The sequence below is a fragment of the Aquisediminimonas profunda genome (genome assembly GCF_019443285.1).
In the GTDB taxonomy this organism is placed as follows: Bacteria; Pseudomonadota; Alphaproteobacteria; order Sphingomonadales; family Sphingomonadaceae; genus Aquisediminimonas; species Aquisediminimonas profunda.
Genome location: NZ_CP080327.1, coordinates 643702 through 668452, shown reverse-complemented (window position 1 = coordinate 668452; position 24751 = coordinate 643702). Strand labels below are relative to the sequence as shown.

21 protein-coding genes are annotated in these 24751 nt (G+C 59.8%); 16 read left to right on the top strand and 5 right to left on the bottom strand.

Features of this window, described 5'->3' with window-relative positions; all coding sequences use genetic code 11:
• Positions 1–22 precede the first annotated feature (22 nt).
• The 3 genes from K0O24_RS03345 to K0O24_RS03335 are packed head-to-tail and all read right to left on the bottom strand — an operon-like array spanning position 23 to position 4070.
• Positions 23–2137 carry a GumC family protein gene (locus K0O24_RS03345; protein WP_219894435.1) on the bottom strand — a complete coding sequence of 705 codons (2115 nt, stop codon included), beginning with the start codon at positions 2135–2137 and terminating at the stop codon, positions 23–25.
• 54 nt (positions 2138–2191) lie between these two features.
• On the bottom strand, positions 2192–3445 hold the full coding sequence (locus tag K0O24_RS03340) for an outer membrane beta-barrel protein (protein WP_219894434.1): 1254 nt from the start codon (positions 3443–3445) through the stop codon (positions 2192–2194).
• Between the two features lie 55 nt (positions 3446–3500).
• Positions 3501–4070: a polysaccharide biosynthesis/export family protein gene (locus tag K0O24_RS03335; RefSeq protein ID WP_246611112.1), complete on the bottom strand. Its 570-nt coding sequence runs from the start codon at positions 4068–4070 to the stop codon at positions 3501–3503.
• Between the two features lie 182 nt (positions 4071–4252).
• On the opposite strand from K0O24_RS03335, the gene K0O24_RS03330 reads away from it, so the two are divergent.
• Genes K0O24_RS03330 through K0O24_RS03320 form a run of 3 tightly spaced genes read left to right on the top strand, consistent with a single transcriptional unit; the run spans position 4253 to position 7977 of the window.
• Positions 4253–5464 carry a glycosyltransferase gene (locus K0O24_RS03330; protein ID WP_219894433.1) on the top strand — a complete coding sequence of 404 codons (1212 nt, stop codon included), beginning with the start codon at positions 4253–4255 and terminating at the stop codon, positions 5462–5464.
• Positions 5454–6647 (top strand): glycosyltransferase, encoded by a 1194-nt coding sequence (locus K0O24_RS03325; RefSeq protein ID WP_219894432.1) that lies wholly within the window; start codon positions 5454–5456, stop codon positions 6645–6647. The genes K0O24_RS03330 and K0O24_RS03325 overlap by 11 nt, the downstream gene beginning before the upstream one ends.
• Before the next feature lie 4 nt (positions 6648–6651).
• Positions 6652–7977: a hypothetical protein gene (locus K0O24_RS03320; RefSeq protein ID WP_219894431.1), complete on the top strand. Its 1326-nt coding sequence runs from the start codon at positions 6652–6654 to the stop codon at positions 7975–7977.
• A gap of 8 nt (positions 7978–7985) precedes the next feature.
• On the opposite strand, the gene K0O24_RS03315 is transcribed toward K0O24_RS03320, so the two are convergent.
• A complete protein-coding gene (locus K0O24_RS03315; RefSeq protein WP_219894430.1) occupies positions 7986–9005 on the bottom strand; it encodes a glycosyltransferase family 4 protein in 1020 nt (339 codons plus the stop codon).
• An 80-nt stretch (positions 9006–9085) separates the two neighbouring features.
• On the opposite strand from K0O24_RS03315, the gene K0O24_RS03310 reads away from it, so the two are divergent.
• Together K0O24_RS03310 and K0O24_RS03305 are read left to right on the top strand one after the other, a co-directional pair.
• The gene (locus K0O24_RS03310) at positions 9086–10345 is read left to right on the top strand and encodes a lipopolysaccharide biosynthesis protein (protein WP_219894429.1); all 1260 of its coding nucleotides are present in this window, start codon (positions 9086–9088) and stop codon (positions 10343–10345) included.
• On the top strand, positions 10345–11565 hold the full coding sequence (locus K0O24_RS03305; protein WP_219894428.1) for a glycosyltransferase: 1221 nt from the start codon (positions 10345–10347) through the stop codon (positions 11563–11565). Before K0O24_RS03310 ends, K0O24_RS03305 begins: the two co-directional genes overlap by 1 nt.
• A 6-nt stretch (positions 11566–11571) precedes the next feature.
• Here K0O24_RS03305 and K0O24_RS03300 read toward each other — a convergent pair whose 3' ends face one another.
• The gene (locus K0O24_RS03300; RefSeq protein ID WP_219894427.1) at positions 11572–12252 is read right to left on the bottom strand and encodes a sugar transferase; all 681 of its coding nucleotides are present in this window, start codon (positions 12250–12252) and stop codon (positions 11572–11574) included.
• Between the two features lie 511 nt (positions 12253–12763).
• Between K0O24_RS03300 and K0O24_RS03295 the strand changes: the two genes are divergently transcribed.
• The 11 genes from K0O24_RS03295 to K0O24_RS03245 all read left to right on the top strand — a co-directional run bounded on the left by K0O24_RS03295 (position 12764) and on the right by K0O24_RS03245 (position 24721).
• Positions 12764–12991 (top strand): hypothetical protein, encoded by a 228-nt coding sequence (locus tag K0O24_RS03295; RefSeq protein ID WP_219894426.1) that lies wholly within the window; start codon positions 12764–12766, stop codon positions 12989–12991.
• A 150-nt stretch (positions 12992–13141) separates the two neighbouring features.
• A complete protein-coding gene (locus K0O24_RS03290; protein ID WP_219894425.1) occupies positions 13142–14086 on the top strand; it encodes a glycosyltransferase family 2 protein in 945 nt (314 codons plus the stop codon).
• A complete protein-coding gene (locus K0O24_RS03285) occupies positions 14083–15063 on the top strand; it encodes a lysylphosphatidylglycerol synthase transmembrane domain-containing protein (RefSeq protein ID WP_219894424.1) in 981 nt (326 codons plus the stop codon). The genes K0O24_RS03290 and K0O24_RS03285 overlap by 4 nt, the downstream gene beginning before the upstream one ends.
• Positions 15063–16478 (top strand): protoporphyrinogen/coproporphyrinogen oxidase, encoded by a 1416-nt coding sequence (locus K0O24_RS03280; protein WP_219894423.1) that lies wholly within the window; start codon positions 15063–15065, stop codon positions 16476–16478. Before K0O24_RS03285 ends, K0O24_RS03280 begins: the two co-directional genes overlap by 1 nt.
• Positions 16479–16487: 9 nt before the next feature.
• Positions 16488–17234 carry a polysaccharide deacetylase family protein gene (locus K0O24_RS03275; RefSeq protein WP_219894422.1) on the top strand — a complete coding sequence of 249 codons (747 nt, stop codon included), beginning with the start codon at positions 16488–16490 and terminating at the stop codon, positions 17232–17234.
• A 6-nt stretch (positions 17235–17240) separates the two neighbouring features.
• Positions 17241–18056, top strand: coding sequence for a methyltransferase domain-containing protein (locus K0O24_RS03270; protein WP_219894421.1), 816 nt, complete (start codon positions 17241–17243; stop codon positions 18054–18056).
• Positions 18057–18195: 139 nt separating this feature from the next.
• Positions 18196–19674: a glycosyltransferase family 39 protein gene (locus tag K0O24_RS03265; RefSeq protein WP_219894420.1), complete on the top strand. Its 1479-nt coding sequence runs from the start codon at positions 18196–18198 to the stop codon at positions 19672–19674.
• Complete coding sequence (locus tag K0O24_RS03260) at positions 19671–21185, top strand: oligosaccharide flippase family protein (protein ID WP_219894419.1); 1515 nt, start codon at positions 19671–19673, stop codon at positions 21183–21185. Before K0O24_RS03265 ends, K0O24_RS03260 begins: the two co-directional genes overlap by 4 nt.
• Positions 21186–21191: 6 nt before the next feature.
• A complete protein-coding gene (locus tag K0O24_RS03255; RefSeq protein ID WP_219894418.1) occupies positions 21192–22529 on the top strand; it encodes a nucleotide sugar dehydrogenase in 1338 nt (445 codons plus the stop codon).
• A 9-nt stretch (positions 22530–22538) separates the two neighbouring features.
• A complete protein-coding gene (locus K0O24_RS03250; protein ID WP_219894417.1) occupies positions 22539–23657 on the top strand; it encodes a glycosyltransferase family 4 protein in 1119 nt (372 codons plus the stop codon).
• On the top strand, positions 23654–24721 hold the full coding sequence (locus K0O24_RS03245; protein ID WP_219894416.1) for an NAD-dependent epimerase/dehydratase family protein: 1068 nt from the start codon (positions 23654–23656) through the stop codon (positions 24719–24721). The genes K0O24_RS03250 and K0O24_RS03245 overlap by 4 nt, the downstream gene beginning before the upstream one ends.
• Positions 24722–24751: the final 30 nt, after the last annotated feature.

Below are 24751 nucleotides of genomic sequence, written 5' to 3'. Positions count from 1 at the left end.
CTTTCCTCGTTGTGCGGCCTTTTCACTCGGTCGCGTAATAATCCTTCATGTCGCCATAATAGTCTGAAGCGTCGCCATAGCCGGACCGTGCCTGGTTCTTGAGGTCGACCATGGTCATTGCGACGCCGGAAACGGATCCGCCGACGGTGCGCACCTGGTGGAGCGCGGCGCGGATGGCCTTCACCGGCGTCTGCCGCCAGCGCGCCAGCATCGCCAGCGTATCGAGATGCTTCAGCAGGACCCGCGTGTCATCGACGGCCAGCACGGGCGCCGTATCGACGACAATCACATCGAATGAGCGGCGTAGTGTTTCGACCAGTTCATCGAACGCGGGGCCTGTGAACGGGCTTGCGACCAGATGCGCATTGAATGCCGCCGGGACAAGCGTTGCGCCCGTACCATCGACGATCATGATGTCCTTCAATTGGGCAGACCCGCCCACAACCTCGACCCAGCCGACCGCCGCCTGTGGCGCGAGCGTCTGTGTGATCGAACGGCGGCGGAGATCGGCGTCGAGTATCGCGACCTTCTTGCCGGACAGGGCCAGCACGCGTGCAACCGCAATCGACGTCGTCGTCTTGCCCTCCTTTGGTAGCGACGAGGTAATCCCGATCACCTTGCCGCGACCATTTCCGGGTTCGCGGGCCCGGTAAAGCAGGGTCGTTGCAAGGCTGCGGAAAGCCTCGGCATAGGAAGACAGGGGATGCAGGATGACGGCTTCTGCCGGGTCGCGCGTCTTCGGCTGGTCGACTGCCGACGACAGGGTTGGCACCGAATTGAGGAACTCGACCCCCAGCAATCGGTCGATATCGTCAATCGTGTTGAGGCTTTGCGACCAGCGCTCCCGGAAGAAGGCGGTTGCCAGCGCAAGGCCAAGGCCAAGGGCAAGGCCGAGCACGAGATTGACGATCAGGTTCGGAGAACTGGCGGACAGCGGGGGCGTGGCGGGCGAAACAAGCCGCGAATCCGGTTGGAACAGGGCGCGACGCGCTGTTTCCTGGCCGCGTGCGGTCAAGAGATTCTGGTATTGCTGCCGCGCGATTTCGGCCCTGCGTTCAAGCTCTGCCAGACCGACTCCACCGCGCACATTGGCGGCAAGCCGTGCACGCGCGGCCCCGAGACTGGCACTCAGCGAGGCTGCTCGCGCACCGGCGATGTTCGATTCGGCCCCAGCCGTGGCGGAAAGCCCGCGCATTTCATTGCCGATTTCTCCATCAATTCGCGCCAGTTCTTCCTTGGCGTCGATGATCAGCGGATGCTTGTCGCCATAGCGCGCCGACAGCGCACCGACCTTGCGGACGACTTCTGCGCGCTGTGCCCGCAGGCTCGAGAGCGTGCTGTTGTCGATCGGACCGCTGTTACTGCCAACGATGGTTGACCGGCTGGCCGCCGCACGCCGCGACTGGGCTTCAGCGGCAATGGCGCGGGCGTCTGCCAGGCTGGTGCTGATCGCGGAAATTTCCTGCTCGAGCGCCATGGAATCGGGGTTGCCGATCAGGTTGTTGCGCACCCTGAAGTCCGCGACCGCCGCATCGGCTGCTTCCGCTTGCTGCCGCAGAAGCTCCACCCGCGAGTCCAGACGGTCAAGCGTCGATTTCGACTGGGCGAGCTTTTGCGCCACCTGGTTCTGCAGGTAGCTGTCTGCAATGGCATTGGCGATCTTGGCGGCCTTAATCGGGTCGCTGGATGTGTAGGTCAGCTCAATCAGAGGTGTCTGACCCACGCGCCGCGCACTGACATCCTGAAGAACCGCCGCTGCTACTGCGTCGGCACCCCCGGATTTGAAGCGACTGGCTTTGGCGGCAATCTCGGGATCCCTTGAAAGGCCAAGCGACTTGACGACCGGATTGGCCACGGCCAGCGACCGCGCAAATTGCAGTTGCGCTTCGATCTCCGCCTCGCGCGCTGCATCGCTCAATCCCGGATCTGCGATATTCTTGATGAGCGAACCCTGCGGCGCAAAGGCGAGCTGGACCCGCCCGGTATATTTCTTGGGCAGGAACTGTGTGGCCAGGACAGCAAGGACGAGACAGGCGAAGACGATTGTCCCGCCCAAAGGCAGGTGCCGCCTGAATCTCGAGAATATGCCCGCAAGGTCCTGCCGTTCTTCGACCCTTACAATCCTGTCTTGGTACATTGGGGTCTCCGTGGTCAGTTAAGCGAGAGGGGTTGGGGCGGGACGATGCATGGATCAGATTCGAAATGACGCGCGCAGGGCAAATCGGACCTCCTTGAAGCTGGGCCCCGGGAATGCGCCTTCACTCCTGCGCCGGACATATTCGAGCCGAGGGGTGAGCAGGACGTTACGAGACATGGTATACGACGCACCGGCACTCACGCGGGTGAGCCTGTCATTGCGGGCGATTCCCTTGAATTTGTCGCGCTCGCGATCAACGCCAAGGTCAAGCAGGAGATTGCGCAGCAGTTCGTGATCCGCACGGATGCCAACCTTGGTTGCGACATATCCGGCGGCATTGGGTTCGATTGCTTCTTCGATGCCGCGTCGGCCAACGAACGACACTGTGGTCAGCGCGGTCACGTTCCAATCGACCCGTACATCAGCCACCAGGTCGCGTACGGGGCGAATTCCGGGCTGATCATAACGCCGGTTCGCATAGCCTATACCCGCAGCCGCGCGGATGACGGGCGTGACGTCAGACACAAAGCCGGCGACAATCCGATATTCCTTGCTCGTCCGGTCGGTCAGGCCGCTTGTCCTGACGTCATAACGCGTCCGCCGATAGGTCATTTGCACAAACGCCGAACTGTCGGCAGCGAAAAGATATTCGGCGCGCGTGCTCGCCCGATAGACCTTGCGGTCCCGATAGTCCTGATCGAGCGGAGCACCGGCCAATGTGCGACTGTCTGCATAGTCGAAGCGGTTGACGTCGCCGCTCGCGAGCAGCCTCAGCCTGTTTGCCACGAACGTGCCCCGCAGCAGGGCGGCAGAGCGCCGCACGGCAATCGAGGCTCCTGCATTGGCTGGGAAAGAGCCAACATACTGGTCCTCGAACGTCCGCTCATAGGTCAGGGACGCGAGAAGGTTGGAGTCCCCGTGAATGTCCAGACGGCCTTCGGCGCGGGTGCGCCAGCCGTCCTGGTTCTTTGCGGTCACGTTCGCATAGCGCCGGGCATCATAGTCCAGGCCAGCGCTCAGGGCATGGCGTGACCATTGGCTTTCAACCCGCACAGCGGGATTGAATGACAGGATGGCGTCCTGCCGGGCACCAGCAGCGGAGCCCAAGGCATTGCTCGTATAGCCCGCTTCAAGTCCGACTACGGGATAAAGGCGGAACCCGCCGGCCGTCACGCCCAGTGGCGCCAGTTCCGGATGCGGCCGTTCCAGTACGGTGCGGTTGCGCTGGCTCGGCATGGCCACCGGAATGTCGGTGTCGAGCAAAGGCGCGTAGGTTTGCGCCGAGACGACCCCCGGGACGAGCAGCATGCACGCCAAGAGCGACCGCGCGATCGCCCTGCAAAATCGGCAGCGGCGCGCCATTTCAGAAGTAGCGCTCACCGATCCGCAGTGTGTCGCCCGGCATGACAAGCAGGTCCGGGCGCAATTCAAGCTTCTGCTCCTCGCTGGCGCCCGCACGTTTCACGAAGACATATTTCTTGCGCGCCCGGTAGCTGAAGCCCTGTGCCGTCGCGACGGCCTCTGCAACAGACAGACCCTTGCGATAGGCATATTCGCCCGGCTTGTTGACTTCGCCCAGAATGTAGAAGGGCCTGAAGGTCAGTATGGCAATCGAGACGCTCGGGTTGCGGAGATACCCGGCAGCAAGCCTATCCCGGATCTCGGCGCTAACGGCATCGACTGTGCGGCCCTCGGCCCGGACCTTGCCGATCAGCGGAACGGCAATGGAGCCGTCAGGGCCAACCTGTTGTTCGCCGGTCAGGCCATCTTCGCCATAGACCGTGAGCGCCAGCTTGTCGTCGATCCCGAGCGTGTAGTTTTGCGAGACGGGATCAGCGGGCGGACGGGCTCCATCCGGCATGTCGGACGCCAGGCCGGCAGTCCCGGTCAAGACCATGAGAGTGGCGGCGATCGCATGTATAAAGCGCGGCATAGGCAGTCCCCAAACGACTCGCGCGGACATCGCCCGTCCGCAAAAAATGGAGATGCTGCACTGCGATGCAAACCTTGCCACAAAGTAAACGCGCCGAGAAAGCGTGCGGAAATCGGGGCTAAATAGTTTGGCAAATCGTTAACGATCATCTGCGACAGCGGAGTCCTGCCGATGGAGGATTCTTGCTCTCGACACCGTTGACCGCGACCCTCACACTGCTTGCGCTGGCCCTGCTTGCGCTGGCTGGGCACTGCTTTGTCTTTTACCCGCTGAGCCTCAGGCTGTTCTGCCGCAAGTCTCCGAAACCTGCGCTTTCCTCTGCCCTCGGACCGCGCCCGTCGCTTGCCATCTGCCTGAGTGCCTACAATGAGGAAAAGGTGATTGTCGCCAAGGTCGAGCGGCTGCTTGAGGTTGCCAGAGCCTATGGGCCGGCAACGATTCACGTATACGCCGATGCGCCCACGGACAGGACTGTCGCGCTGCTCGAGCCTTATTCCGACCGGATCGATCTGGTGGTTGGAAAGGCTCGTGCCGGCAAGACCTACGGCATGAACCTGCTCGTCGAACGATCGGAGAGCGAGCTGATTCTCTTCACCGACGCCAATGTCGAGAGTGACATTGGCTGTGCGGTTGAGCTTGCGCGACCCTTTGCCGATCCGACGATCGGCTGCGTGACGGCGCACCTCATCTATTCAAATCGCCGCGAATCTCCGACGAGCGCCATTGGCGCGCTCTACTGGCGCCTCGAAGAGGCCATCAAGCGCATCGAAAGCCACACGGTCGGCGTCATCGGTGTCGACGGGGCAATGTTCATGCTCCGCAGGTCGTTGCACCAGCCGCCGCCACCGCACCTGATTGACGATCTCTACCTGAGCCTTCGGGTGCTGATTGCAGGTGCCCGTATCCATTCGGCGGACCATGTCCGTGTCTTTGAACGCAGCGCCGTCGGCGCAGTCGAGGAAAAGCAGCGCAAGCGGCGCATTGCCTGTCAGGCGGCCAATGTCCACCGTGTGCTCTGGCCCGAACTGCGCCGGATGCCGTGGCTGCAACTCTATGCCTATCTGTCGCACCGGGTCATGAAATGGCTCACGCCTTTCTTCCTTGGAGCCGGGGCCCTGTGCTTGATTGCGGCCGTTGCGCTTGCCTATGGCGCGGCGATGGCGACCGCAGTCGTCGCAGCGGGTCTGGCTGCGCTGCTGATTGGTCATTCCCTCGATGTGCGGCCATTTTCGGCCCTGTCGAGTGCAACCCTCAGCCTGGCCGGAGTCGCGGCGGGCGTGCTCGAATCCCTGTTCACGCGGCGGACCTACACCGTGTGGGACCCAGCGCTCTCGATCCGGGCCGAAACTCTTTCACTGAATCACGGAAAATCCGGGGGGCCGAATGCGCGTTGAGCTGGATCTGCAAGCCACTGTGCGTGGTGCTCACGTTCTTGAAAGCAAGGCCAGACCGCCGAAAGTCGCGATCGTCCATTACTGGCTGGTCGGCAGCGGCGGCGGTGAAAATGTGGTCAAGGCGATGCTGGAACTCTTTCCGCAGGCCGATGTCTTCACACTTGTCGAGGATCCCGCATTTTCCCGAACAATTGTTCCGCGCGACCGTCTCCGGACGAGCTTCCTCCAGCGTATACCGGGTGCAGCGCGCCATTATCGCGCGCTTCTTCCCTTGATGCCCACCGCACTCGAGAACCTCGACCTGCGGGGATATGATCTCATCATTTCAAGCGAATCCGGCCCGGCCAAGGGCATCGTGCCCCCGCTCGATGCCGTGCACATCTGCTATTGCCATTCGCCGATGCGGTACCTGTGGGACCAGTATCACGAATACCGCGAAAGCGCGGGCTGGCTGCAGCGGCTGGTCCTTTCGCTCTGCATCACACGGCTGAGGCTCTGGGACCAGGCGTCGAGCCTGCGCGTGGACCGGTTCATAGCCAACTCGCGCTATGTGGCCTCGCGGATCAACCGCTATTATCGGCGGCCTGCGCATGTCATTCACCCGCCTGTCGATGTCGATGATTTTGCCGTGAGCGAAACGCGTGGCGATTATTATCTCATCACCGGACGGCACGTCTCGTACAAGCGGATCGACCTTGCCATTGCAGCGTGCAACGCGCTCGGCCGCAAGCTTGTCATCACGGGTGACGGCCCTGAAACCGCGCGGTTGCGGGCCAGTGCCGGACCGACGATCGAGTTTGTCGGGCGATGTTCGTTCGCCGATCTGAAGCGTCATTATTCCGAATGCCGGGCTTTCCTGATGCCGGGCGAAGAGGATTTCGGCATTGCGCCGGTTGAAGCCATGGCGTCCGGGCGGCCGGTGATTGCCTATGGGCGTGGCGGCGCCCGGGAGACCGTTGTCGACGGCAAGACCGGCCTGTTCTTTGCAGAACAGACGGTCGAATCCCTGAGTGAGGCCATGCTGGCCTTTGAAGGCCGGGAAGACCGGTTCGAACCCGCCGCCATCAGACGGCATGCATTGGGCTTTGCCAAAGGACGGTTCATGGCAGAGTTCGGCGCCTTTGTCGGGGATGCCCTGGCGACGGCGCAAGAACTGCGGCCCGGCGCAAGAGCCAAGGACTGAGGCCATGACTCTTGCGGCCAGCTTTCGTGAGACATTCTCCCTGAAGCCCCATGCAGGGGAAGCGCGCACCAGCAGTGCGCTCGACGAATTTGCAGGCCTTGCCCTGATCGTTTCGGCCACGGCCTATCTCTATTTCGATGCGTTTGGTGGCGTCATCCGGTTTGCGCTTCCGGCAGTGGGGCTGACGATGCTTGCCTATTCGCCGGCCGGGATCGCGATCATTGCGCTTCTTTGCCATTTTGTCGCGCGCCTTGGCGATACCGAGTCCGCTGCACCCATGCTTGCGACACTGGCATTTGCGCTCATCGCGATCGGCTTGTCATTCGCGATGGGACGAAGCCTCGGCGAAGTCGGCTTCGCGCTCTATATCTGGCTGTCCTTTCTCGTCGCACTCGCGATCACCCAAAGGCGCATGCATGATCGCCTTGTCGGAGCGATGGTGCCGATCTTCTTCATTGCGACGGCGGGGGTGCTCCTCAACATTGTGGTCCGTTATCCCTGGGTCGATGCCAGCTATGAAGTGCTTGGCCGCCAGATGGTGGCTGCACGCGATTGGGAAGCCTATGGGATGCCGCGCCTCTCCGGCTTCACACGGGCCAGCTACACTGCCGCGGCGCAGATCCTGATCTGCTATGTCGCGCTGGAACACCGGACAAAGTCATTGGCGTGGCGCGCCGGCTTCTGGGCCGTGGGCCTTGTTGCAATCTACTACACGACCTCCAAATCGCCGATGCTTGCCATGGCCTTGCTGCCGCTCACCTATTTCCTTGTGGGCCGGATCAGGGACTCCGGCGCGGCGCGCCGTCGCTGGGCGGCGTCGGCACTGATGGCCTTCTGGTTGCTGCTGGTCTTTGCAGGGCCCTTTCTGGCGATGACCTATGGTCCGCAACTCTACCCGGCCGGAACGGGGGTCGGAGCGGACTACAGTTCCTTTGCCGATCGCGTGCTCAACACCTGGCCGAATGCGATTGCGATGATCGACCGCTATGATCCCGTTCAATGGGTCTTTGGCCGGGGGCTGGGAAGTATCGGCTCCCCTCAGCAGCTCTCGCATCCCGACAGCTATAATCCGGGCGACAATCTTGCCATCTACCTGTGCGTGACGTTCGGCCTCGCTTCGCTGGTGTTTGGCGTCCTGATGTTTCGCGGCGGGCAAAGGGCCATTGCCGCAGGCAGCCGCGGGCGGCGCGATTTTGTGCTGATCATAGCCATGCTGGGGATCGGCACGGCGGCCAACGTCATCGAAAGCATTCTGCCTTCAATGATTCTGGCCATTGCCTGTGCCCGACCGCGCAGCCGTCGGCCGTCGCGCAGCGAACGCCCGGCATGACCGGATCTTCAGCGTCCAGAGGTCCGCAGCGGCCCGACCGCTTCGGCAAGGGCCCGGATGTGAGCGGCGACCATTGCATAGCTCGCGTCCCAGCCGTGACTGGCGACCAGTGCGGCGCGCGACTGTTCGTCGCTCGTCAGGCCAATGGCACGATCAATGCCGCGGGCGATGTCCGCAGTGGATTTGGGATCGACAAAGACACAACCACACTGACCGACTTCGCGCATCACGGGGAGATCGGACGCGACAACCGGACAGCCACACGCAATGGCCTCGAGGATCGGCAGGCCGAAACCTTCGGCATGCGAGCAGAACAGCAAGGCCGAAGATCGTGCAAGCAAGGCCGCCAGGCCTTCGTCGCTCAAACTGCGTTCAATGGCCAGATTGCGGACACCGGCCCTGGCAGCAAGCGTGCGCGCCGGTTCGTCTGCCCCGATGATCGTGACCCGGGCTTGCGATTGTACCGGGCTCTGTGCCTGCCAGAGGGCAACGGCTTCAAGCATGGCGGGGAGATTCTTGTGCCAGCGCGCGTTGCCGAACAGGACAAGCCCGGCTCTCTTGCCACCAGGCACGCCGCAACGAGCCGCAAACTGTTCCGAAATCCCGTTTGGAATCACGCCAACATGGCCCCTTGTTTCCGGCCATCGTCGCCCGAGGTCATCAGCCGAGGCCTGCGACACCGTCAGCACCTTGGCGCGCGCCGCAGCCAATCGTGTGATGCTGTTGTAATAGAGGCGTTTGCGAAACCCGTCCGGCTCGGCTTTGCCGAAATGGATAAGATCGTGAATGATGAACAGCTGCCGTCGGCCTGCGAGCGGCGTTCCATTGTAACCCGGAACGAAAAGAAGATCCGCACCGGAACGCCGGAACGCCTGCCCGAGGTACCACCAGTCCATCGGGCTCGACGGCTTCGGCCCGTCGACGAGCTCGACAAGATCAAAGTCCCGCGCCAGCCGGTCGCGATATTCGCGCGCGACGCGGCCGATGCCGTGCGGCGCTATCCAGCGGCTGTCGAACAAGATGCGCATAGTTTCCGTGGACAATCGCGTAACGAGCCATTCGTTAATTTCTGGTGCCCGCGAAATGTTGGCGCTTCAGGGGCAGCGGCATGAGCGTCGGCCTGATCAATGCCGCGCTTCGCATGACGGGGCTCGGTTCGCGCTTCCTGCTTGCCATATTCATGGCGCGCTACATGACACTGGCTGACATCGGCACTTTTGCCCTGATGGCCGGCGCAGCCGGTCTGCTGCCTTCGGTCGCTGGTTTGGGGTTGAACTTCTTCCTGGCCCGGCGCCTTGTCGGGATCGGCCATGCCGAAGCTGTCGGGCTTGCGCGGGAACGCCTGAGGGTCTCGATCCTCGCTGGGGCGTGCTGCATGAGCATCCTGCTCGCCCTCTCCAATTTTGGCCACCTGTCGCTGCCAATATCGCCCTTGCTTGCGGTCGCAATCCTGATGCTCGAACTGCTTGGTTTCGATCTGCAGGTTGCGCTCCTTGCGCGGAGCCGATCCACCTTTGCCAATGTGCTGCTCTTCCTGCGCAATGGTGCCTGGGTCCTGCCCTTCATGGTTGCGGCCTTCGTGCTGCCAATGTGCCGGTCGATCGAGGTACTGGCCTGGTTCTGGCTGTGCGGACTTGCGGTCAGCCACGGCCTGCTTGCCTTGCACTATCGCCGGGACCTCATCGCCATGCTCAAGACCGGGGGCGGTGTCGCCCAGGACGGGTTTGTGGCCTCGGTCGGTGCGGGGGCGGCCAAAATCTATCTGAGTGACCTCGGGCTTGCCGGCAGCGTCTATCTCGATCGCTTCATCATCTCGGCGATTGAGGACGTCCGCTCGGCTGGCATCTATTTCTTCTACGCCTCCATCATCAACTCGGCCTACATCATCTGCCTTGCGGCAACGGTGCAGGTCTATCAGCCCCAGCTTCGTGCTGCCTGGCTATCGGGCGGCGTTGCCGGTTTGCGCGATGCGCTGGGGACGCGCTTTCGGACGACAGCACTTGTCGGTCTGGGCGGCCTCATCGCGGCAGCGCCAGCAACCTGGATCGCAGCGCGGATTTCCGGGAAGCCAGAGATTCTCGAGGCCTTCGGGCTCGTTCCGCTGCTGCTGGCGGCCTATGCATTCAAACTGCTTTCGGATTTCATGAACCTGGCCTTTGCTGCCTCTGAACGCGACGGCCATTATGCGGTCTTCAACATTGCGGGCCTGATTCTCGGCGTCGCAGGATGCCTTTTAGCCATTCCGCTGCTAGGCATCATTGGCGCCGCGGTTGCTGCCTTGGCATCGGCGCTGATCCTGTTTGGCCTGCGCTATATCGCCTGGAAGCGGATGGAAGTCCGGGCGCTGGCAATCGGAAGGTCGTCCTGATGCGCGTCCTTCAGATCGCCTCGCTCTATCCGCCAAAAATGCTTGGGGGTGCCGAAGTGTCCGCCCGCAACCTATCCGACCTGCTGGTGTCGGCCGGCCATGAGGTGATTGTCGTCAGGGCGTCGGATCTTGATGAACCGGACGGCGATGAGACTATCGCACCCGGCATCAGGGTGGCGCGGCTCGAGACGCCGCACATCTACCCCGTCTTTCGCTTCTATGATGCCGGGAGGCTGAAGAAGCCGCTGTGGCATCTCCAGGACCATTTCGACCAACGCCTGCGCCCGGCCTTTGGTCGCATCCTCGACGATTTCGCCCCCGATCTGGTCAATGTGCATTTGCTGCAGGGGTTGGGTTATCCCTTGCTCAAGGAGGTCGCCAAGCGGCGAATTCCGGTCAACTATGTCCTGCCAGATCTCGGGCTTGCGTGCATCCGCATGAGCATGTTCAAGAATGGCAAGGATTGTTCCGGCCACTGCGCACCTTGCGCCCTCTCGACGCGCTACAAGCTTGGCCTCATCCGCCAGCAATCCTCGGTCAGCTTCGTTTCGCCGTCGCGCGCGAACCTGGAGACACTTTCACGCCATTTTCCCGTGAAGGACTATCCGCACGCCGTCATCCTCAATCCGAACACCTACCCGAGGCCGACCCGAGCACGCACACAAAGTGACGATCTGCGCCTCCTGTACGCCGGCCGAATTCACGACTCCAAGGGCGTCGAAATGCTGCTAGGTGCCGTCGAAGCGCTTGCGCGGGACCGGCGCGTGACGCTGACGCTGGCCGGACAGGGTCAGCAGGAGGCCGAACTGCGCGCCCGCTTCGGCGATGCGCCCTGGTGCAATTTTCTCGGCTTCATTTCGCATCAGGAGCTCGCCGACCAGATGATGGAGAGCGACCTGCTCTGCATCCCGTCCATCTGGGCGGAAAACTCGCCCGGCGTGGTCATTCAGGCGCTGGGCCTCGGCCTGCCGGTCATGGGCAGCGCCCGCGGCGGCATACCGGAACTGGTCCGTGATCGCGAGAATGGGCGACTTGTTCACGACACGACTCTTTCGGGCTGGCGAGCAGCACTCGGCGACGTGCTGGACAGGCCGGAAGACCTTAAAGCCTGGCGGAACACTGCAGAGCAGGACGCGCATCGCTTCGATGCACGAACGATCGGGTGCGAGATGCTTGAGTGGATGGAAGCCAGCGCGGGAAGGCCCGCAAAGCGCCAGTAACGTCCGTCAGTAGCTTCCTTCGCTTTTCAAGACGGCTGGAATTGTCATCGCAATGATACGGACGTTGAGCGGCAGCGACCTGGACCGCGCGTAAAGCACATCGCAGGCCACGCGGCGACGATAGGAAACATCATTGCGACCGCAGACTTGCCAAATGCCGGTAATGCCCGGGTTGACGGACGAATAGGCGCTGAAGTGGCGACCATAACGCGCACGCTCAGCCTGCACGATCGGACGCGGACCGACAATCGACATCTCGCCCCGCAGCACGTTGATCAGTTGCGGCAATTCGTCGATGCTGGCCTTGCGATAGAAGCGGCCAAGGCGGGTCACGCGGGGATCATTGCGCAGCTTCTGGTCCCGATCCCATTCCGCCCGTGCAACCGGGTCTCTTGCCAGCAGGGCTTCAAGTCGCTGCTGGGAATCCATAACCATCGTCCTGAACTTTAGGCAGCCAAATCGCATGCCGCCGCGGCCAATGCGCTGGTGGGCAAAGATGGGCGACCCCCCATCAGCCAGGAAGATCGATGCGGCAACAAACACGAGGAGAGGCCCAAGCGCGACGAGCGCGACAATCGCGATGAACAGGTCGAGCGCCCTGATGGCGATGTCCCTTGAAGATCGGTGCGTTCGTGTGCGTGCTTGGGTTCTTGGAGGGGTTTCGGCGACGGTATCCAGATAGTGCATAGACAATCCCGTTTTGTGGCCTCGGGGGCTGCGTATCATGCTGCATAAGCGAACTCAAGCGACGGTCAAGCGTCGAGAATCACTTTTTAGGTAACGCATGTTGTGGGTTGGGGTTTGGGCGCTGTTGGAGCGAGCCGGCAAATATGAAAGAGACTTAATCGGCACCCCTAAAAATCTGTTAACCATATCATATTATGAGAAATATCTTTATGTTTTCGGCGAATGGATAGCTGGAAAATAACCATACTGTGCCGCATGAATCCGTGCAGGCCTGGTACGAAATCTGCCCTGTGACACGTCTCGATTGTGCGCGTATCGTGCGAAATCAGCCGTTGTTGCAGTGCAACATAATTTTGATGCTCTCGGGCAATTTGATTGACACCAATGTGCCAAGCTGTACACTTTGCGGTGTCGGTTACCTGGATTTTAAGCCTTAATTTTCGTGAACGGGCTTAAACTCGCGAAGGGTCCGCCGTCCTATCGAATGAGTAGGTGCGAAAAGGATTGGGAAATGGCGCAGCGTATAGTGTTGACACATGGAAATCCGAATTTGTCTTATCGGTCTGCGGCATTGCCCGCGGACGATGGCATGGAATCGGTCCAGAATGTCGCTTGCGAATCGGTGCCAGCTGATATCCCCACCAAGCGCTTTCCGGGATGGGTACGTCTCGCGATCATCGGAAGCGGCGCTGTCCTGTCATGGGCAGTCGTTGCTGTAGCGGCCGGCTGGTTGCGCTAGGGCCTCTAGGCGCCAAATGACCCCGGCCAATGGTCGGGCGGGAAGCCTGACCTATTTCAAGACTTTGGGGATTTGGTCTGCGCGTATTCACCTTATATAGAAGTTCACCATATAATGGGCGTCAGGGACACGTGATCAGGGGGCAGACAATTGGCTGAACAGTTGGAATTGGTGGCGGTTGCGGGGGCATCCACCACTATGAAGAAGCAGAAGGCTGCGACGCCAGCCGTTTCAATCGTCATCCCGGCCTATAATGAAGAAGGCGCCGTTGCGGCGACGATCGCATCGGTTCGCGAAGTTCTGGATGCGGCAGGCATTTCGCACGAAATCATTGTCGTCAATGATGGCTCCACCGACGATACCCTTGAGCGCGCCCGCGCGACGGGTGTTCACGTGGTCAATTTTCCGCACAATGGCGGCTATGGTCGCGCACTGAAGGCGGGCATCGCAGTCAGCACAGGGCCACTCGTTGCCATTCTCGACGCGGACGGAACATATCCGGCGTCATACCTGCCCGAGATGATCGCAATGGCGACCTATAACGATATGGTCGTCGGCGATCGCGGTGCCGCCATGAAAGGCGTGCCGCTGATACGGCGTCCCGCAAAATGGACACTCAACAAATTGGCCAGCCTGCTTGCCCAACATGAGATCAGTGATCTCAATTCGGGTCTGAGAGTGTTCAGGCGCGAACCACTGGAGCGCTTTGTACCGTTGCTGCCGGATGCCTTTTCATTCACGACCACTGTAACACTGTGCATGCTGGCATCGGGAATGCGCGTGTCTTACCTGCCGATTGTCTATGGGAAGCGCGTGGGACAATCCAAGATTCGCGCAACGGATTTCGGTCGCTTCATGTTCCTCGTCTTTCGCCTGACGGTCTATTTCCAGCCATTGAGAGTCTATCTTCCGGCTGGCCTGGCGCTTTTTGTGCTGGGCTTCGTCAAGGCAGTCTATGACGTCTACATCGACAATCTCTCGGAAACTGCGGTTCTCGGGCTTCTGGGGGCTGTTCTGCTTTGGGCCCTTGGCCTGATAGCCGACATGATTTCGCGCCTGAACCTGCGATCTCGCGCAGATATTGCCGCCAAGTGAACGAGCATTCCGCTTCCGGGAAGGCGGGCAGGCGAAAGATCCCGAGCGTCTGGATTGTCCGAAGTTGCGTCAGTGCCGCGATGCTGGCGCTGATCTTCCACTTCGTGCCGTTTGAAACGGTCTGGGCTGCAGCGCGCCAGTTTTCGCCCGGACTTTGGCTTGCGGCATTGGGCCTTTTCGTTGCTGGCCATGCCGCCGCAGCGTTCAAATGGCGTATGCTCATTGGTTCCGGAATATCCTATCGCTCTGCCTTTCGGGCCCACCTTGCCGGGCTGGCCGCAAACCTTGCCCTGCCCGGAGTGGCCGGAGGCGATGTCGTTCGCGCTGGGCTGGTGTTCGGGCAGGCGAACGACAAGGGCAAGCTCGCGATGGGATCGATTGCAGACCGCCTTCTGGACACGCTGGGGCTTGCCTTGATCGCTCTTGTCGGCGCCACCTATGCCTGGGGACCCAGGCTTTATGAGGCAACGCAGTTGCGCTGGGCACTTGTCGCGTTGGCGCTAGTGGTCGCAACGGGCTTTGCCGCTGCGCCATTCCTCGACCGGTCGATGGCGCGCCGCGCAGCATCGGGCAAGGTCGCCCGCATCCTCGGTTCCATGATTCATGCGGCCGCCGAGCTTTCCCGCAGCCCCGGGCGCCTTCTGGCATGTCTCGCGATTTCCATGGCTGTGCAGTGTCTGTTTGTCGGCATCAACATCGCTTTTGCGCAGGCAGCGCATGTCGAGGCCCCGGTTTCGGCTTGGTTCTTTGCCTGGACGACAGCAAAGATCATTGCGATTGCGCCGATCAGCCTGGGCGGCCTTGGCGTGCGGGAGGCCAGCATGGCCGGGCTGCTGAAGCCGTTTGGAGCGGATCCCGGCCAGGTCATCGCGGTCGGCCTCATCTGGCAGTCAGTCCTTTATGCAAGTGGAGCCATCGGGTTTCTGGTGCAGGTGCGCCGTCCCGAACGCGAAAAAGTGGCAATGGAGCTTAATTGATGCAGCAGGTAGTGGTTCTTGGCGCTGGACCTGCCGGGGTCGGGGCGGGGTTGATGCTGGCCAAGAGCGGCAAGGCGTCCGTCAAGGTGCTTGAACGGGCGCCGCGGGTCGGTGGCAATTCCGGCAGCTTTGTCCTTGAAGGCATTCACTGCGATTTCGGGAGCCACAGGCTCCATCCCGCAAGCGAACCCCATATCCTTGCCATGATCCAGGATGCGGTTGGCCCCGACCTGCTCTGGCGGCCGCGCCATGGTCGCATCCGGCTCAAGGGACGCTGGATCCATTTTCCCTTGAAGCCCGTCGACCTCCTGCTGCGGTTACCCAAGGGGTTTACGGCGCAGCTGCTTTGGGATGCGGCGACAAAGCCGTTCCGCCGTGCGCCAGCGGGCGAGCCTACATTCGCCAGCGTGCTCTATCAGGGGCTTGGACCGGCGATGAGCGAGAATTTCTACTATCCCTATATGCGCAAGCTCTGGGCACTTCCCCCCGAAGAGTTGGCGGTCACACTCGCCACGCGGCGGGTTTCCGGTAGCTCCATCGGGAAGATCGTGCGCAAGATCCTCGGGCAGGTCCCGGGTTTCAAGAAGCCCCAGACAGGCGGCTTTTTCTTTCCGAAAAAAGGCTTTGGCCAGATCTGCGATGCCCTGCGAACAAAGGCTGAAGCGCATGGGGCCGAATTCCTGCTCGACGCATCGGTTACGGCCATCGAGCATGCGGACGGCAAGGTAAAGGCGGTGCGGTTCCGCAAGGGCGAAACCGAGACGCGAATCGAGACCGACAAGATCTGGTCCAGCCTTCCGATCACGAGCCTCGTGTCCTTCATGGACCCGCCTGCCCCTCCTCCTATCGCCGAGGCAGCGTCCCGGATCCGGTTTCGTGGCATGATCCTTATCTACCTTGTCCTCGAACAGCAGCAATTCACCGAGTATGACGCGCATTATTTCCCCGAATATGCCGTGCCCATTTCCCGCTTGTCAGAGCCCAAAAATTACTCGGCCAGCACAGAGCCAAAGGGCGTTACAGTGCTGTGTGCCGAACTGCCCTGCGATCCACACGAGCCCCTGTGGGCGCTGTCGGATAACGAACTGGGCGCCAAGCTTTGCGAATGGCTGGCGGGCGTTGGCCTCCCGGTCACGGCAAAGGTCCGGCGGACCGTCACGCATCGGCTCGGCTACGCCTATCCCGTTTATGACCGCAATTTCGAAAGCGATCTTGCCGTGATGGATCGCTGGGTCGAGAGTATCGACGGACTGCTCACCTTTGGTCGGCAGGGCCTGTTCGCGCATGACAATACGCATCACGCCCTGGCCACAGCGCATGGCGCGGTCGATTGCCTGAATGCAGATGGCAGTTTTGATCTTGCAAAGTGGCATGACTATCGTCGGATTTTCGAAACCCATGTGGTCGAGGATTAAGAGGCAGACATGCTCGTCCTGACCTATCATTCGATATCCGACAGCGGCGGTCCGACGAGCATACCGCCGTCCGTCTTTGGCATGCACATGGACGCCCTTGCCGCCGCAGGGTACCGCAGCCAGACACTGGGAGAATTTATCGACTGGCACGCAGGGCAGGCGAATGACGGCAATGAACGTCGTGTGCTGATCACATTTGATGATGCCTTTGCCGATTTCGCGGATGTTGCCGCTCCCGTCTTGCAGCGGCATGGCTTTTCCGGGCTTGTGTTCGTGCCGACGCGCAGGCTCGGCCATCCCGAAGCCTGGGACGGCGCCAATCGCCCGGCAAGGCCGCTGATGGAGTGGGATACAGTCCGCAGGCTTGCGGATGAAGGTATGGAATTCGGCGGGCATAGCCGGACGCATGCCGACCTGACACGGCTCGATCCGGCAGCGCGCGAGGACGAAATTGCCGGGAGTGCCGCCGATCTCTCCGAACAGCTTGGCAAGCCGGTCGAAGGCTTTGCCGCCCCCTACGGACGGGTCTCTCCCGCAGTCCTTGAATCGATCCGGAAGCACTACCGAGTTGCCTTCGGCACCCGGCTGGCCATTGCGCAACGCGACGATGATGCCGTGGACCTGCCGCGGATCGAGATGCACTATTTCCGTAACCGCCGAACCTGGAGCCGCTTTCTCAACGGTCATCGCGGCTATTTCAGGATGCGCCAGGGACTCCGTGCGGTCCGGGAAATGGCAGGAGGTTCACATGGCTGAACGGGAATGGAAAAGACGGAACTCAAGGTTGCTGCGTTAAGGTTGAATCCCAATTCCCAAGCAGCATCACAAGCTGATAAAGGCATTCGCCTGCAAGAGGGGGTAAATTCGATGAAGGTCGGGCAGAATATCGAAACGGGAAATGCCGCATGGAACTTCGGCGGCAATGTACCGGACACATTCGTGGATCACATCCGGCATTCTGTCCCGCTTTATGTCGAAGGCCATGATTTGACCTGCCAGATCAGCGACTGGTTCGTCTCTGATCGCAGCACGGTTTATGAAATCGGCGTTTCGACCGGGGAACTGCTCAAGAAACTGGCGCTGCACAATGCCCACAAGCCCGGCGCAAAATTTGTCGGAATGGATGTTGAAGAAGCCATGACGGCTAAGGCCAGAGCGCACTGCGCTGATGTGCCCAATATCACGATCCTGGATGAGGATGCCCGGCTCTACCCGTTCGAAAAGGCGGATCTGATCGTTTCCTATTACACGATGCAATTCATTCCGCCCCGTGATCGGCAAGCTCTTTTCGATCGCATCTATGAGGCCTTGAACTGGGGCGGCGCGTTCATCATGTTCGAAAAAGTGCGTGCACCTGATGCCCGTTTCCAGGATATCGCGACCGGGCTTTATAACGAATTCAAACTCTCACAGGGCTTCGACGAAAAGGAAATCGTCGGCAAGACGCGCAGCCTCAAGGGCATTCTTGAACCCTTCTCCACTGCCGGCAATTTTGACCTGTTCCGCCGAGCGGGTTTCCAGGACGTGACGACGATTTCGAAATATATCTGTTTCGAAGGATTCCTTGCGATCAAATAGAGCTGGTATTGGGTGTAGCCGGGGCCAGAGTGTTACCCCTTCGCGCATCCCGATCCCGACACGCTGTTATTTCTGATACGGGCGAAGTCAATTCATGCATCAAACCAGACCAATAGACAGACGAGAGTATGGAGCCTTGGTGTTGGTTCTCTTGCTTGCTCTTGGTCTGCGGCTATTCAAGGCTGACGCATCACTTTGGTATGACGAAATCGTCACATTGGTGAATTTCGTGCGGCTTCCAACGCTGAAGCTCATTGGGACCTTGGACTCTCTCAATAATCACATGCTGTACAGCCTTATGGCACAGCTGAGCATCGGCGCCTTGGGAGAGACAGCACTGGCTCTGCGGTTGCCAGCAATCATCATGGGTGTCGCCAGCATCTGGATGCAATGGCTGATTACCCGCCGACTTATGGGCGCGCGTGGCGCGCTGATGGTGGCGCTTCTGCTGGCATTTTCCTACCACCATGTATGGTTTTCGCAGAATGCGCGCGGCTACACCGGCCTACTCTTCTTTTGTTCGGCTGCGACGCTCGCCTTCATCAAGGGTATGGAAAAGCCTGACTGGCGGAATTGGGTTGTCTATGCCCTGCTCGTTGCGGCAGCCATGTATGTTCATATGTCAGCGGGCTTTTTCTTTGCCGCTCATGGCGCGGTCTATGGTGCTCTGTTGGCTTCCAGGCTCACAGGGGGAGCGAGGAAAGTTCAGATCACACAACAATGGCCGGGCTTGGCGGGATTTTGGCCGATTTTTGGCATCAGCTTGAGCATTGTCGTCACGCTTGTCCTGTATGCGCCGATCATCGGTCAGGCCTTCGCCACAGTGCAGGAGGTTTCGCAAGCCTCTGCGGCCGCGGGGGGCGCCGCTTTGGCGGAATGGCTGAATCCGATGCGAGCCGTCGTGGAGATAGGACGATCGATTTCGTCAGCGGGCCCGCTCGTGCCAGTTATCCTGCTCGCTGCGCTGATGGTACTTTCTGCAGGAGCCTTCGCCCTCTATCGCAAGTCGCCTCTCCTTGTAGCCATTTACGTGGTGCATGTGCCCCTAGCCATGCTTTTGCTCGATGTTGTCGGCGTCCGAATTTGGCCGCGTTATTTCTTCGTAGACCTTGGCTTTATCTTTATGGCGATGGTCGAGGGCGTGGTTGTCTGGAGCGGATGGATTTCGCGTTTCCTGCGCAAGGGAGACAAGCCGCTGATTGACGCACAAGCACTTTCGCTCGTCGGGTTCTTGGCGATGTTGCTGGTATCAATCGGCCTGCTTGTCCCGAATTATCTGTATCCGAAGCAAGACTTCGTTGGCGCCCGAAATTCCGTAAGAGATCTGGCCAGACCGGGAGACAGTATCGCCGCTGTCGGTCTCGCAGGATACGCTTACAGCCGCTATTATGCGCAAGACTTCAGGGTGATTGACAATGCCGCAGAACTGGAAGCTTTACGCGCGGCTACACCTGGCCGGACATGGGTCATTGTCGCCTTTCCGCACCAGACACTTACGTCTCGACCTGACGTCAAAGCGGAACTCGCTGCACATTTCGCAAGCGTAAGGACGTTCAGGGGAACTCTCGGAGACGGGCAGGTCTGGTTGCAGGCTTCGAAGGATGGCAGTCGCCGATGACCCGCACATTCGGACAGATTGGCCGAGCCATTGTCCGGCCGCAGTTCAAGCTGGCGCGCGATCTGGGTTTGCTCTGGGTCGGCCAGATCGGCACCAAGGGTGTTGCATTTATGGCCTTTGCAATCCTGTCGCGCAGGTTGCTGCCTCAGGATTATGGTGCTGTCGAATATGCAATGGGCCTCGCCACGTTGGCGAGCTTGGCCATTGACGGTGGTATGGGTTCAGTCGGTGTTCGCCGCCTGACGCAGGGGCATCAGAGTGCAGATGAGCTTGTTGCACTCATCCCGGCACTCCAGCTTTGTCTTGCCTTGGTTATTGCGCCTGCGATGATTTTGTTCACCTGGTTCTATGCGAACGACGCAAACGCTTTGGGTTTGACCGGGTTGATCGCCCTCAGCCTGTTCATTCTTCCCTGGAAGCAGGACTGGCTTTTTCAGGCAAATGGCCTGATCAAGCATGTTGTTCTGGCGCAAAGCTTGCGTGTGCTCACCTTCATGGTGGTCTGTTTCGTGCTTGTGCGTGATGATGCCAGTGTGCTGATCGTGGGGGCGGCCGAGATTGCCTCTGTACTTTGCGCGACTTGTTATTTGATGACCGTTCAACATCGCGGCATTGCGAGACTGCGGCTCCGTTTTGCGCTCCACAAGCTGTTTGACTTGATGCGGGAGAGCGCGCCAATCGGGTTAGGGGCAATCTGCTGGGCAATGTTCCAATATGCGCCGCTGCTCATCCTTGCTGCGATGGCGGGTATGACGGATACAGCTTATTTCGGGGCTGCGCACCGTTTGGGCATTTCACTTGTAACCTTTAGCTGGCTCTACCACTTCAACCTCTATCCAATCATCTCCCGTCGCCTTCAAACGGATCCACAGGCCCTCGCACGACTAACCCGAACATCAATCCGGGCTACAGCGTGGATCGGCATCGGCATAGCTTTGGCGTTGACGCTGGCGGCGGAACCCTTGCTGAGGGCTCTTTTCGGGCCTGGCTTTGGCAAGGCAGCAGTCCCCTTTTCGCTCCTTGTCTGGACCTTTCCCCTTACCCTTCTCTCGGGCCACGCCCGCTGGATGTTGATCGCCGGGAAGCGCGGGAACGATATGCTTGTGTCGCAAATTTGTGGCGTGTTGGTCGCAATCCCGTTGGCGTGGTTGCTGATCGGCCCCGCTGGCTATGGTGCAGCAGGGGCTGCAATTTCCATGTCGTTGGCCTGTCTTGTCGTGTGGCTGGTGTCCCAAGTCTATGTCCACAAACACGGCTATGAGGTGCCCATTCTGCCGGCGTTGCCTGCAATAATCGCTGCGGCGGTGATAGCACTCTCTGCTCCTTACTCGCCGTTTGGCTTTTGGGCGACGATGGGAACAGGCCTGGCCGTTTTCGCCATCCTCGCTCTTGCCTTTGATCGCGATGTTGTCGCCGAACTCTATATCTTTGGCCATGGCGGGCAGCCTGCCGATGCCAACCAGCCTATAAACTGCAGTGCGCCAGATGGCGCCAGATTCCGGGAACCCTGAGAAACCATGTCCTCCGATTATTATTTGCAAACGCTCTCTCGCCTCGAGGATGCCACCGCCACAATCGGCGTTGTCGGATTGGGCTATGTTGGTCTCCCGCTTGCGCTCGCAGGGGTAAAGGCAGGATACAAGGTTGTCGGCTTCGATGTCAGCCAAGGACGAGTTGAAGCCATCAATGCAGGCGAGCAGGTTATCTCCTATCTCGACCCGGCGGAAATGCGGGATGCCATTGCGGCAGGCCAATTCGAAGCCACGACCGATTTTGCTCGGCTGGCGGAACCTGACGTACTTGCGATTTGCGTGCCAACCCCTCTCACCCGAAACCGGGATCCCGATCTTTCGTATGTTGTTTCGACTGCGCAGATGATTGCCAAGACTTTGCGCCCCGGCCAACTCGTGATGCTGGAATCCACGACTTGGCCCGGCACGACCAGTGAGGTGGTTCAGCCGATCCTGGAAGCGGCAGGCGGTATCGTGGGCGAAACCCTTTTCCTCGGATTTTCGCCCGAGCGAGAAGATCCGGGCAACAAAAACTTCAACACGCACACAATCCCGAAGTTGGTTGGTGCTGACGACCCGAAATCTCGCAAGCTCGCGGAAACATTCTATGGCAAGACAGTCGCCAAGGTTGTGCCAGTCAACAGTGCAGCTGTGGCAGAAGCAGCGAAGCTGACCGAGAACATTTTTCGCGCAGTCAACATTGCACTCGTCAACGAATTGAAGCTGGTTTACTCGGAGATGGGGATAGACGTGTGGGAAGTGATCGCAGCTGCTGCGACAAAGCCCTTCGGCTTTCAGGCCTTTTACCCGGGTCCCGGCCTGGGAGGGCACTGCATTCCTATCGATCCCTTCTACCTTACATGGAAGGCGCGCGAATTTGGAATTGAGAGCCGCTTCATAGAACTTGCGGGACAAATCAATACTGCAATGCCACGCCATGTCGTGAGTGAGCTGTCTCGGGCCCTGAATTCGCAAATCGGCAAAGGGCTAAGAGGCGCAAAAATTCTTGTTTTGGGCCTTGCTTACAAATCCGACGTCGATGACCTGCGGGAAAGCCCATCCCTGACCTTGATCGAGCTGATAGAGGCGCAAGGTGCTCATTGCGACTTCCATGATCCGCATATTCCAAAGGTGCCACAGACTCGTGAGCATGCGAATCTCTCTGGTCGGGGCTCTATTGCGCTCGATGGCAAGACCATCGCTGACTATGATGCGGTGCTGATAGCCACTGATCATGCAGCAGTCGACTATGCCGTTGTTGCGGAGCACGCCAGGCTGATTGTCGACACGCGCAACGCACTCGCCAAGCGCGGCATCACGGCGCCGCAGGCAGTAAAGGCGTAATTTGTTCTGATGCGTATTCTTCAGCTTTGCACGGATTTTCCGGCAGGTGGTATCCAGCGTCATGTCCTTGACCTGGGAAGCGGGATTCGCGAGCGAGGTCACCATGTCGCATATGCAGGTACGCGCGGCGCATGGATGAATGAGACAGTCGATCCGCTTTTCACGCACATTGATATCTTCAAGGTCACAAAGGCCGGTGGCCCAACACTATTGCGCCTGCTGAACGCTATCAAAGGCGGCATTTCGTTGCGCCGGACTCTTGTCAAAGAGCGGATCGAACTCGTCCATGCGCATGAAAGTGCCCCGGCATTGGTTGCCTGGTTGGCAACTCGTGGTCTGGGGCTTCCGGTCCTGGTCACTTTTCATGGCGCGGAGCCGGAGCGTATTACCGAATTCGGGCGTATAGCGCGGCTCACAGCAGACCTTGTTATCACGCCCAGCTACAACAGCGCATGTGATCTTGCCGCTGATGGCGGGGTCCCGAAGGACAAGGTTGTTGTCATGGGCCTCGGGGTCCACAAACGGCCGCGACCCGCAATCCCGGATGTGGAATCCTTGCGCAGGGAATTGCTCGGGAACGACGGCAAGACACTCGTCGTTACTGTCGCGCGCCTCGCACATCAAAAGGGCATCGATCATTTGATTGCTGCGGCAAAATTGGCGCTCGCCACTAATCCCGCCTTGCGTTTCGTGGTCGTGGGCGATGGTCCCCAGCGCGATCTGGTCAAAGAATGGCTCGATGAGGCCGGGGTGGGCGGATCTGTGCGCTTCGTTGGCCATAGCGAGAATGCGTCACTTTATATGGCCGCTGCGGACCTGTTCTTCCTGCCGTCGCGCTGGGAATCGCTTCCGATCACGATTGTTGAGGCCTTTCAGCAAGCAACTCCCGTTCTTGCAACGGATACGGCGGGTGTCAGCGAGTTGGTGACGGAAGATGTGGGAGCTGTAGTGCACATTGGCGACATCGAAGCAATGGCATCGAGTCTCCTTTTCCTCACGTCAGACAAGCAGCGCTTGCAGCACATGTCGGAAGCGGCCCTCAAGCGCTCCGAAGACGAGCGTTTCTCTCCGCGTCATGTTCAAGACTCTTTTGAGAGGCTTTATGAGCAATGGCTCGGCCGGAAATGAGCAAGCGGCAGAACTGGAATGGCCGCAATGTTCTGGTAACCGGCGGAACGGGCTTTATTGGCTCGGCATTGACCCGGCGCTTGGCTGAACTTGGGGCGCAGGTCATCGCAACAACCCGCGACCGCTCAAGGCAAGGAAGGACTGAACCCGGGATTTACTTTGCTGCTCCCGACAAGATCGGAGCGGCGCTACCTGGGTTCGGCATCGCCTTCAACCTTGCCTATGATCTCAGGCGAGACGCACAAGAAAATATCGATCTTTATCATGCGTTTGCAAACATCTGCGTGTCTGCCGGAGTGTCAAAGCTGGTGCAGGCGAGCACGATCGCAGTTTACGACGATTGGCCGATCCGGGATGTCACAGAGGCCTCTCCGTGCGACGGGCCCGGGCATGACTACAAGATTGCCAAGCGCGCAATGGAAAAGGATCTGGAAAGACGAGTGGCTGCAGGCCAATTCGATGCCGTGATCCTGCAACCCACAATTGTGTATGGCCCGGGATCGCCACAATGGACGTTGGCGCTCGCTGAAAGGATGGCTGGCGGCACATTGGTCCTGCCCGATGTCGATGATGGCCTTTGCAATGGTATCTACATTGACGATGCGGTCGAAAGCTTCATAGCAGCGGCAGAGCTGCCGCTTGGTAGTGCAGAGCGTTACATTATTTCCGGTCCCCAGCCATTTCCCTGGAACCAAATGCTCTGTGCCTATGCTCAGGCATGCGGTGCCCGGGTGGAGCGGCAACCAGCGGAGCCTTTCTCTATCACTTCCATGCACTCGCTCGCTCGCCCTTCCCTATTTTCCAGGCTGACGAGACGGGCGGGCGCGAAGGCTGCCAGCCTTGTTGGCTCGTCACGGTTGCAACAGATCCGAACGCGCATTGTCGCCATGCAACCGGGACGTCGCATTTGGCAGCCGGCGAGCGAGAGCCCCTTGCTCTTTCGCTCCAAGGGGGTTGCCCGGACCGACAAGATGCAGTCGCAGCTTTTTGTGCCTGAAATCGGTGCCGAAGAGGGGCTGAGGCGTACCTGTGCCTATTTGAAAGTCAGATGGCAAAAGAGTTAGGCTCCGGCTCCTTCGGTTCTGGGAAAAAAG

What these genes read in the sequence shown, in the direction of transcription:
- K0O24_RS03250 (WP_219894417.1), top strand. Translation starts at nt 22,539, where the DNA reads ATGCGTATTCTTCAGCTTTGCACGGATTTTCCGGCAGGTGGTATCCAG.
- K0O24_RS03335 (WP_246611112.1), bottom strand. Translation starts at nt 4,070, where the DNA reads ATGCCGCGCTTTATACATGCGATCGCCGCCACTCTCATGGTCTTGACC.
- K0O24_RS03245 (WP_219894416.1), top strand. Translation starts at nt 23,654, where the DNA reads ATGAGCAAGCGGCAGAACTGGAATGGCCGCAATGTTCTGGTAACCGGC.
- K0O24_RS03260 (WP_219894419.1), top strand. Translation starts at nt 19,671, where the DNA reads ATGACCCGCACATTCGGACAGATTGGCCGAGCCATTGTCCGGCCGCAG.
- K0O24_RS03320 (WP_219894431.1), top strand. Translation starts at nt 6,652, where the DNA reads ATGACTCTTGCGGCCAGCTTTCGTGAGACATTCTCCCTGAAGCCCCAT.
- K0O24_RS03255 (WP_219894418.1), top strand. Translation starts at nt 21,192, where the DNA reads ATGTCCTCCGATTATTATTTGCAAACGCTCTCTCGCCTCGAGGATGCC.
- K0O24_RS03325 (WP_219894432.1), top strand. Translation starts at nt 5,454, where the DNA reads ATGCGCGTTGAGCTGGATCTGCAAGCCACTGTGCGTGGTGCTCACGTT.
- K0O24_RS03295 (WP_219894426.1), top strand. Translation starts at nt 12,764, where the DNA reads ATGGCGCAGCGTATAGTGTTGACACATGGAAATCCGAATTTGTCTTAT.
- K0O24_RS03310 (WP_219894429.1), top strand. Translation starts at nt 9,086, where the DNA reads ATGAGCGTCGGCCTGATCAATGCCGCGCTTCGCATGACGGGGCTCGGT.
- K0O24_RS03305 (WP_219894428.1), top strand. Translation starts at nt 10,345, where the DNA reads ATGCGCGTCCTTCAGATCGCCTCGCTCTATCCGCCAAAAATGCTTGGG.
- K0O24_RS03300 (WP_219894427.1), bottom strand. Translation starts at nt 12,252, where the DNA reads ATGCACTATCTGGATACCGTCGCCGAAACCCCTCCAAGAACCCAAGCA.
- K0O24_RS03340 (WP_219894434.1), bottom strand. Translation starts at nt 3,445, where the DNA reads ATGCTGCTCGTCCCGGGGGTCGTCTCGGCGCAAACCTACGCGCCTTTG.
- K0O24_RS03315 (WP_219894430.1), bottom strand. Translation starts at nt 9,005, where the DNA reads ATGCGCATCTTGTTCGACAGCCGCTGGATAGCGCCGCACGGCATCGGC.
- K0O24_RS03275 (WP_219894422.1), top strand. Translation starts at nt 16,488, where the DNA reads ATGCTCGTCCTGACCTATCATTCGATATCCGACAGCGGCGGTCCGACG.
- K0O24_RS03270 (WP_219894421.1), top strand. Translation starts at nt 17,241, where the DNA reads ATGGAAAAGACGGAACTCAAGGTTGCTGCGTTAAGGTTGAATCCCAAT.
- K0O24_RS03345 (WP_219894435.1), bottom strand. Translation starts at nt 2,137, where the DNA reads ATGTACCAAGACAGGATTGTAAGGGTCGAAGAACGGCAGGACCTTGCG.
- K0O24_RS03280 (WP_219894423.1), top strand. Translation starts at nt 15,063, where the DNA reads ATGCAGCAGGTAGTGGTTCTTGGCGCTGGACCTGCCGGGGTCGGGGCG.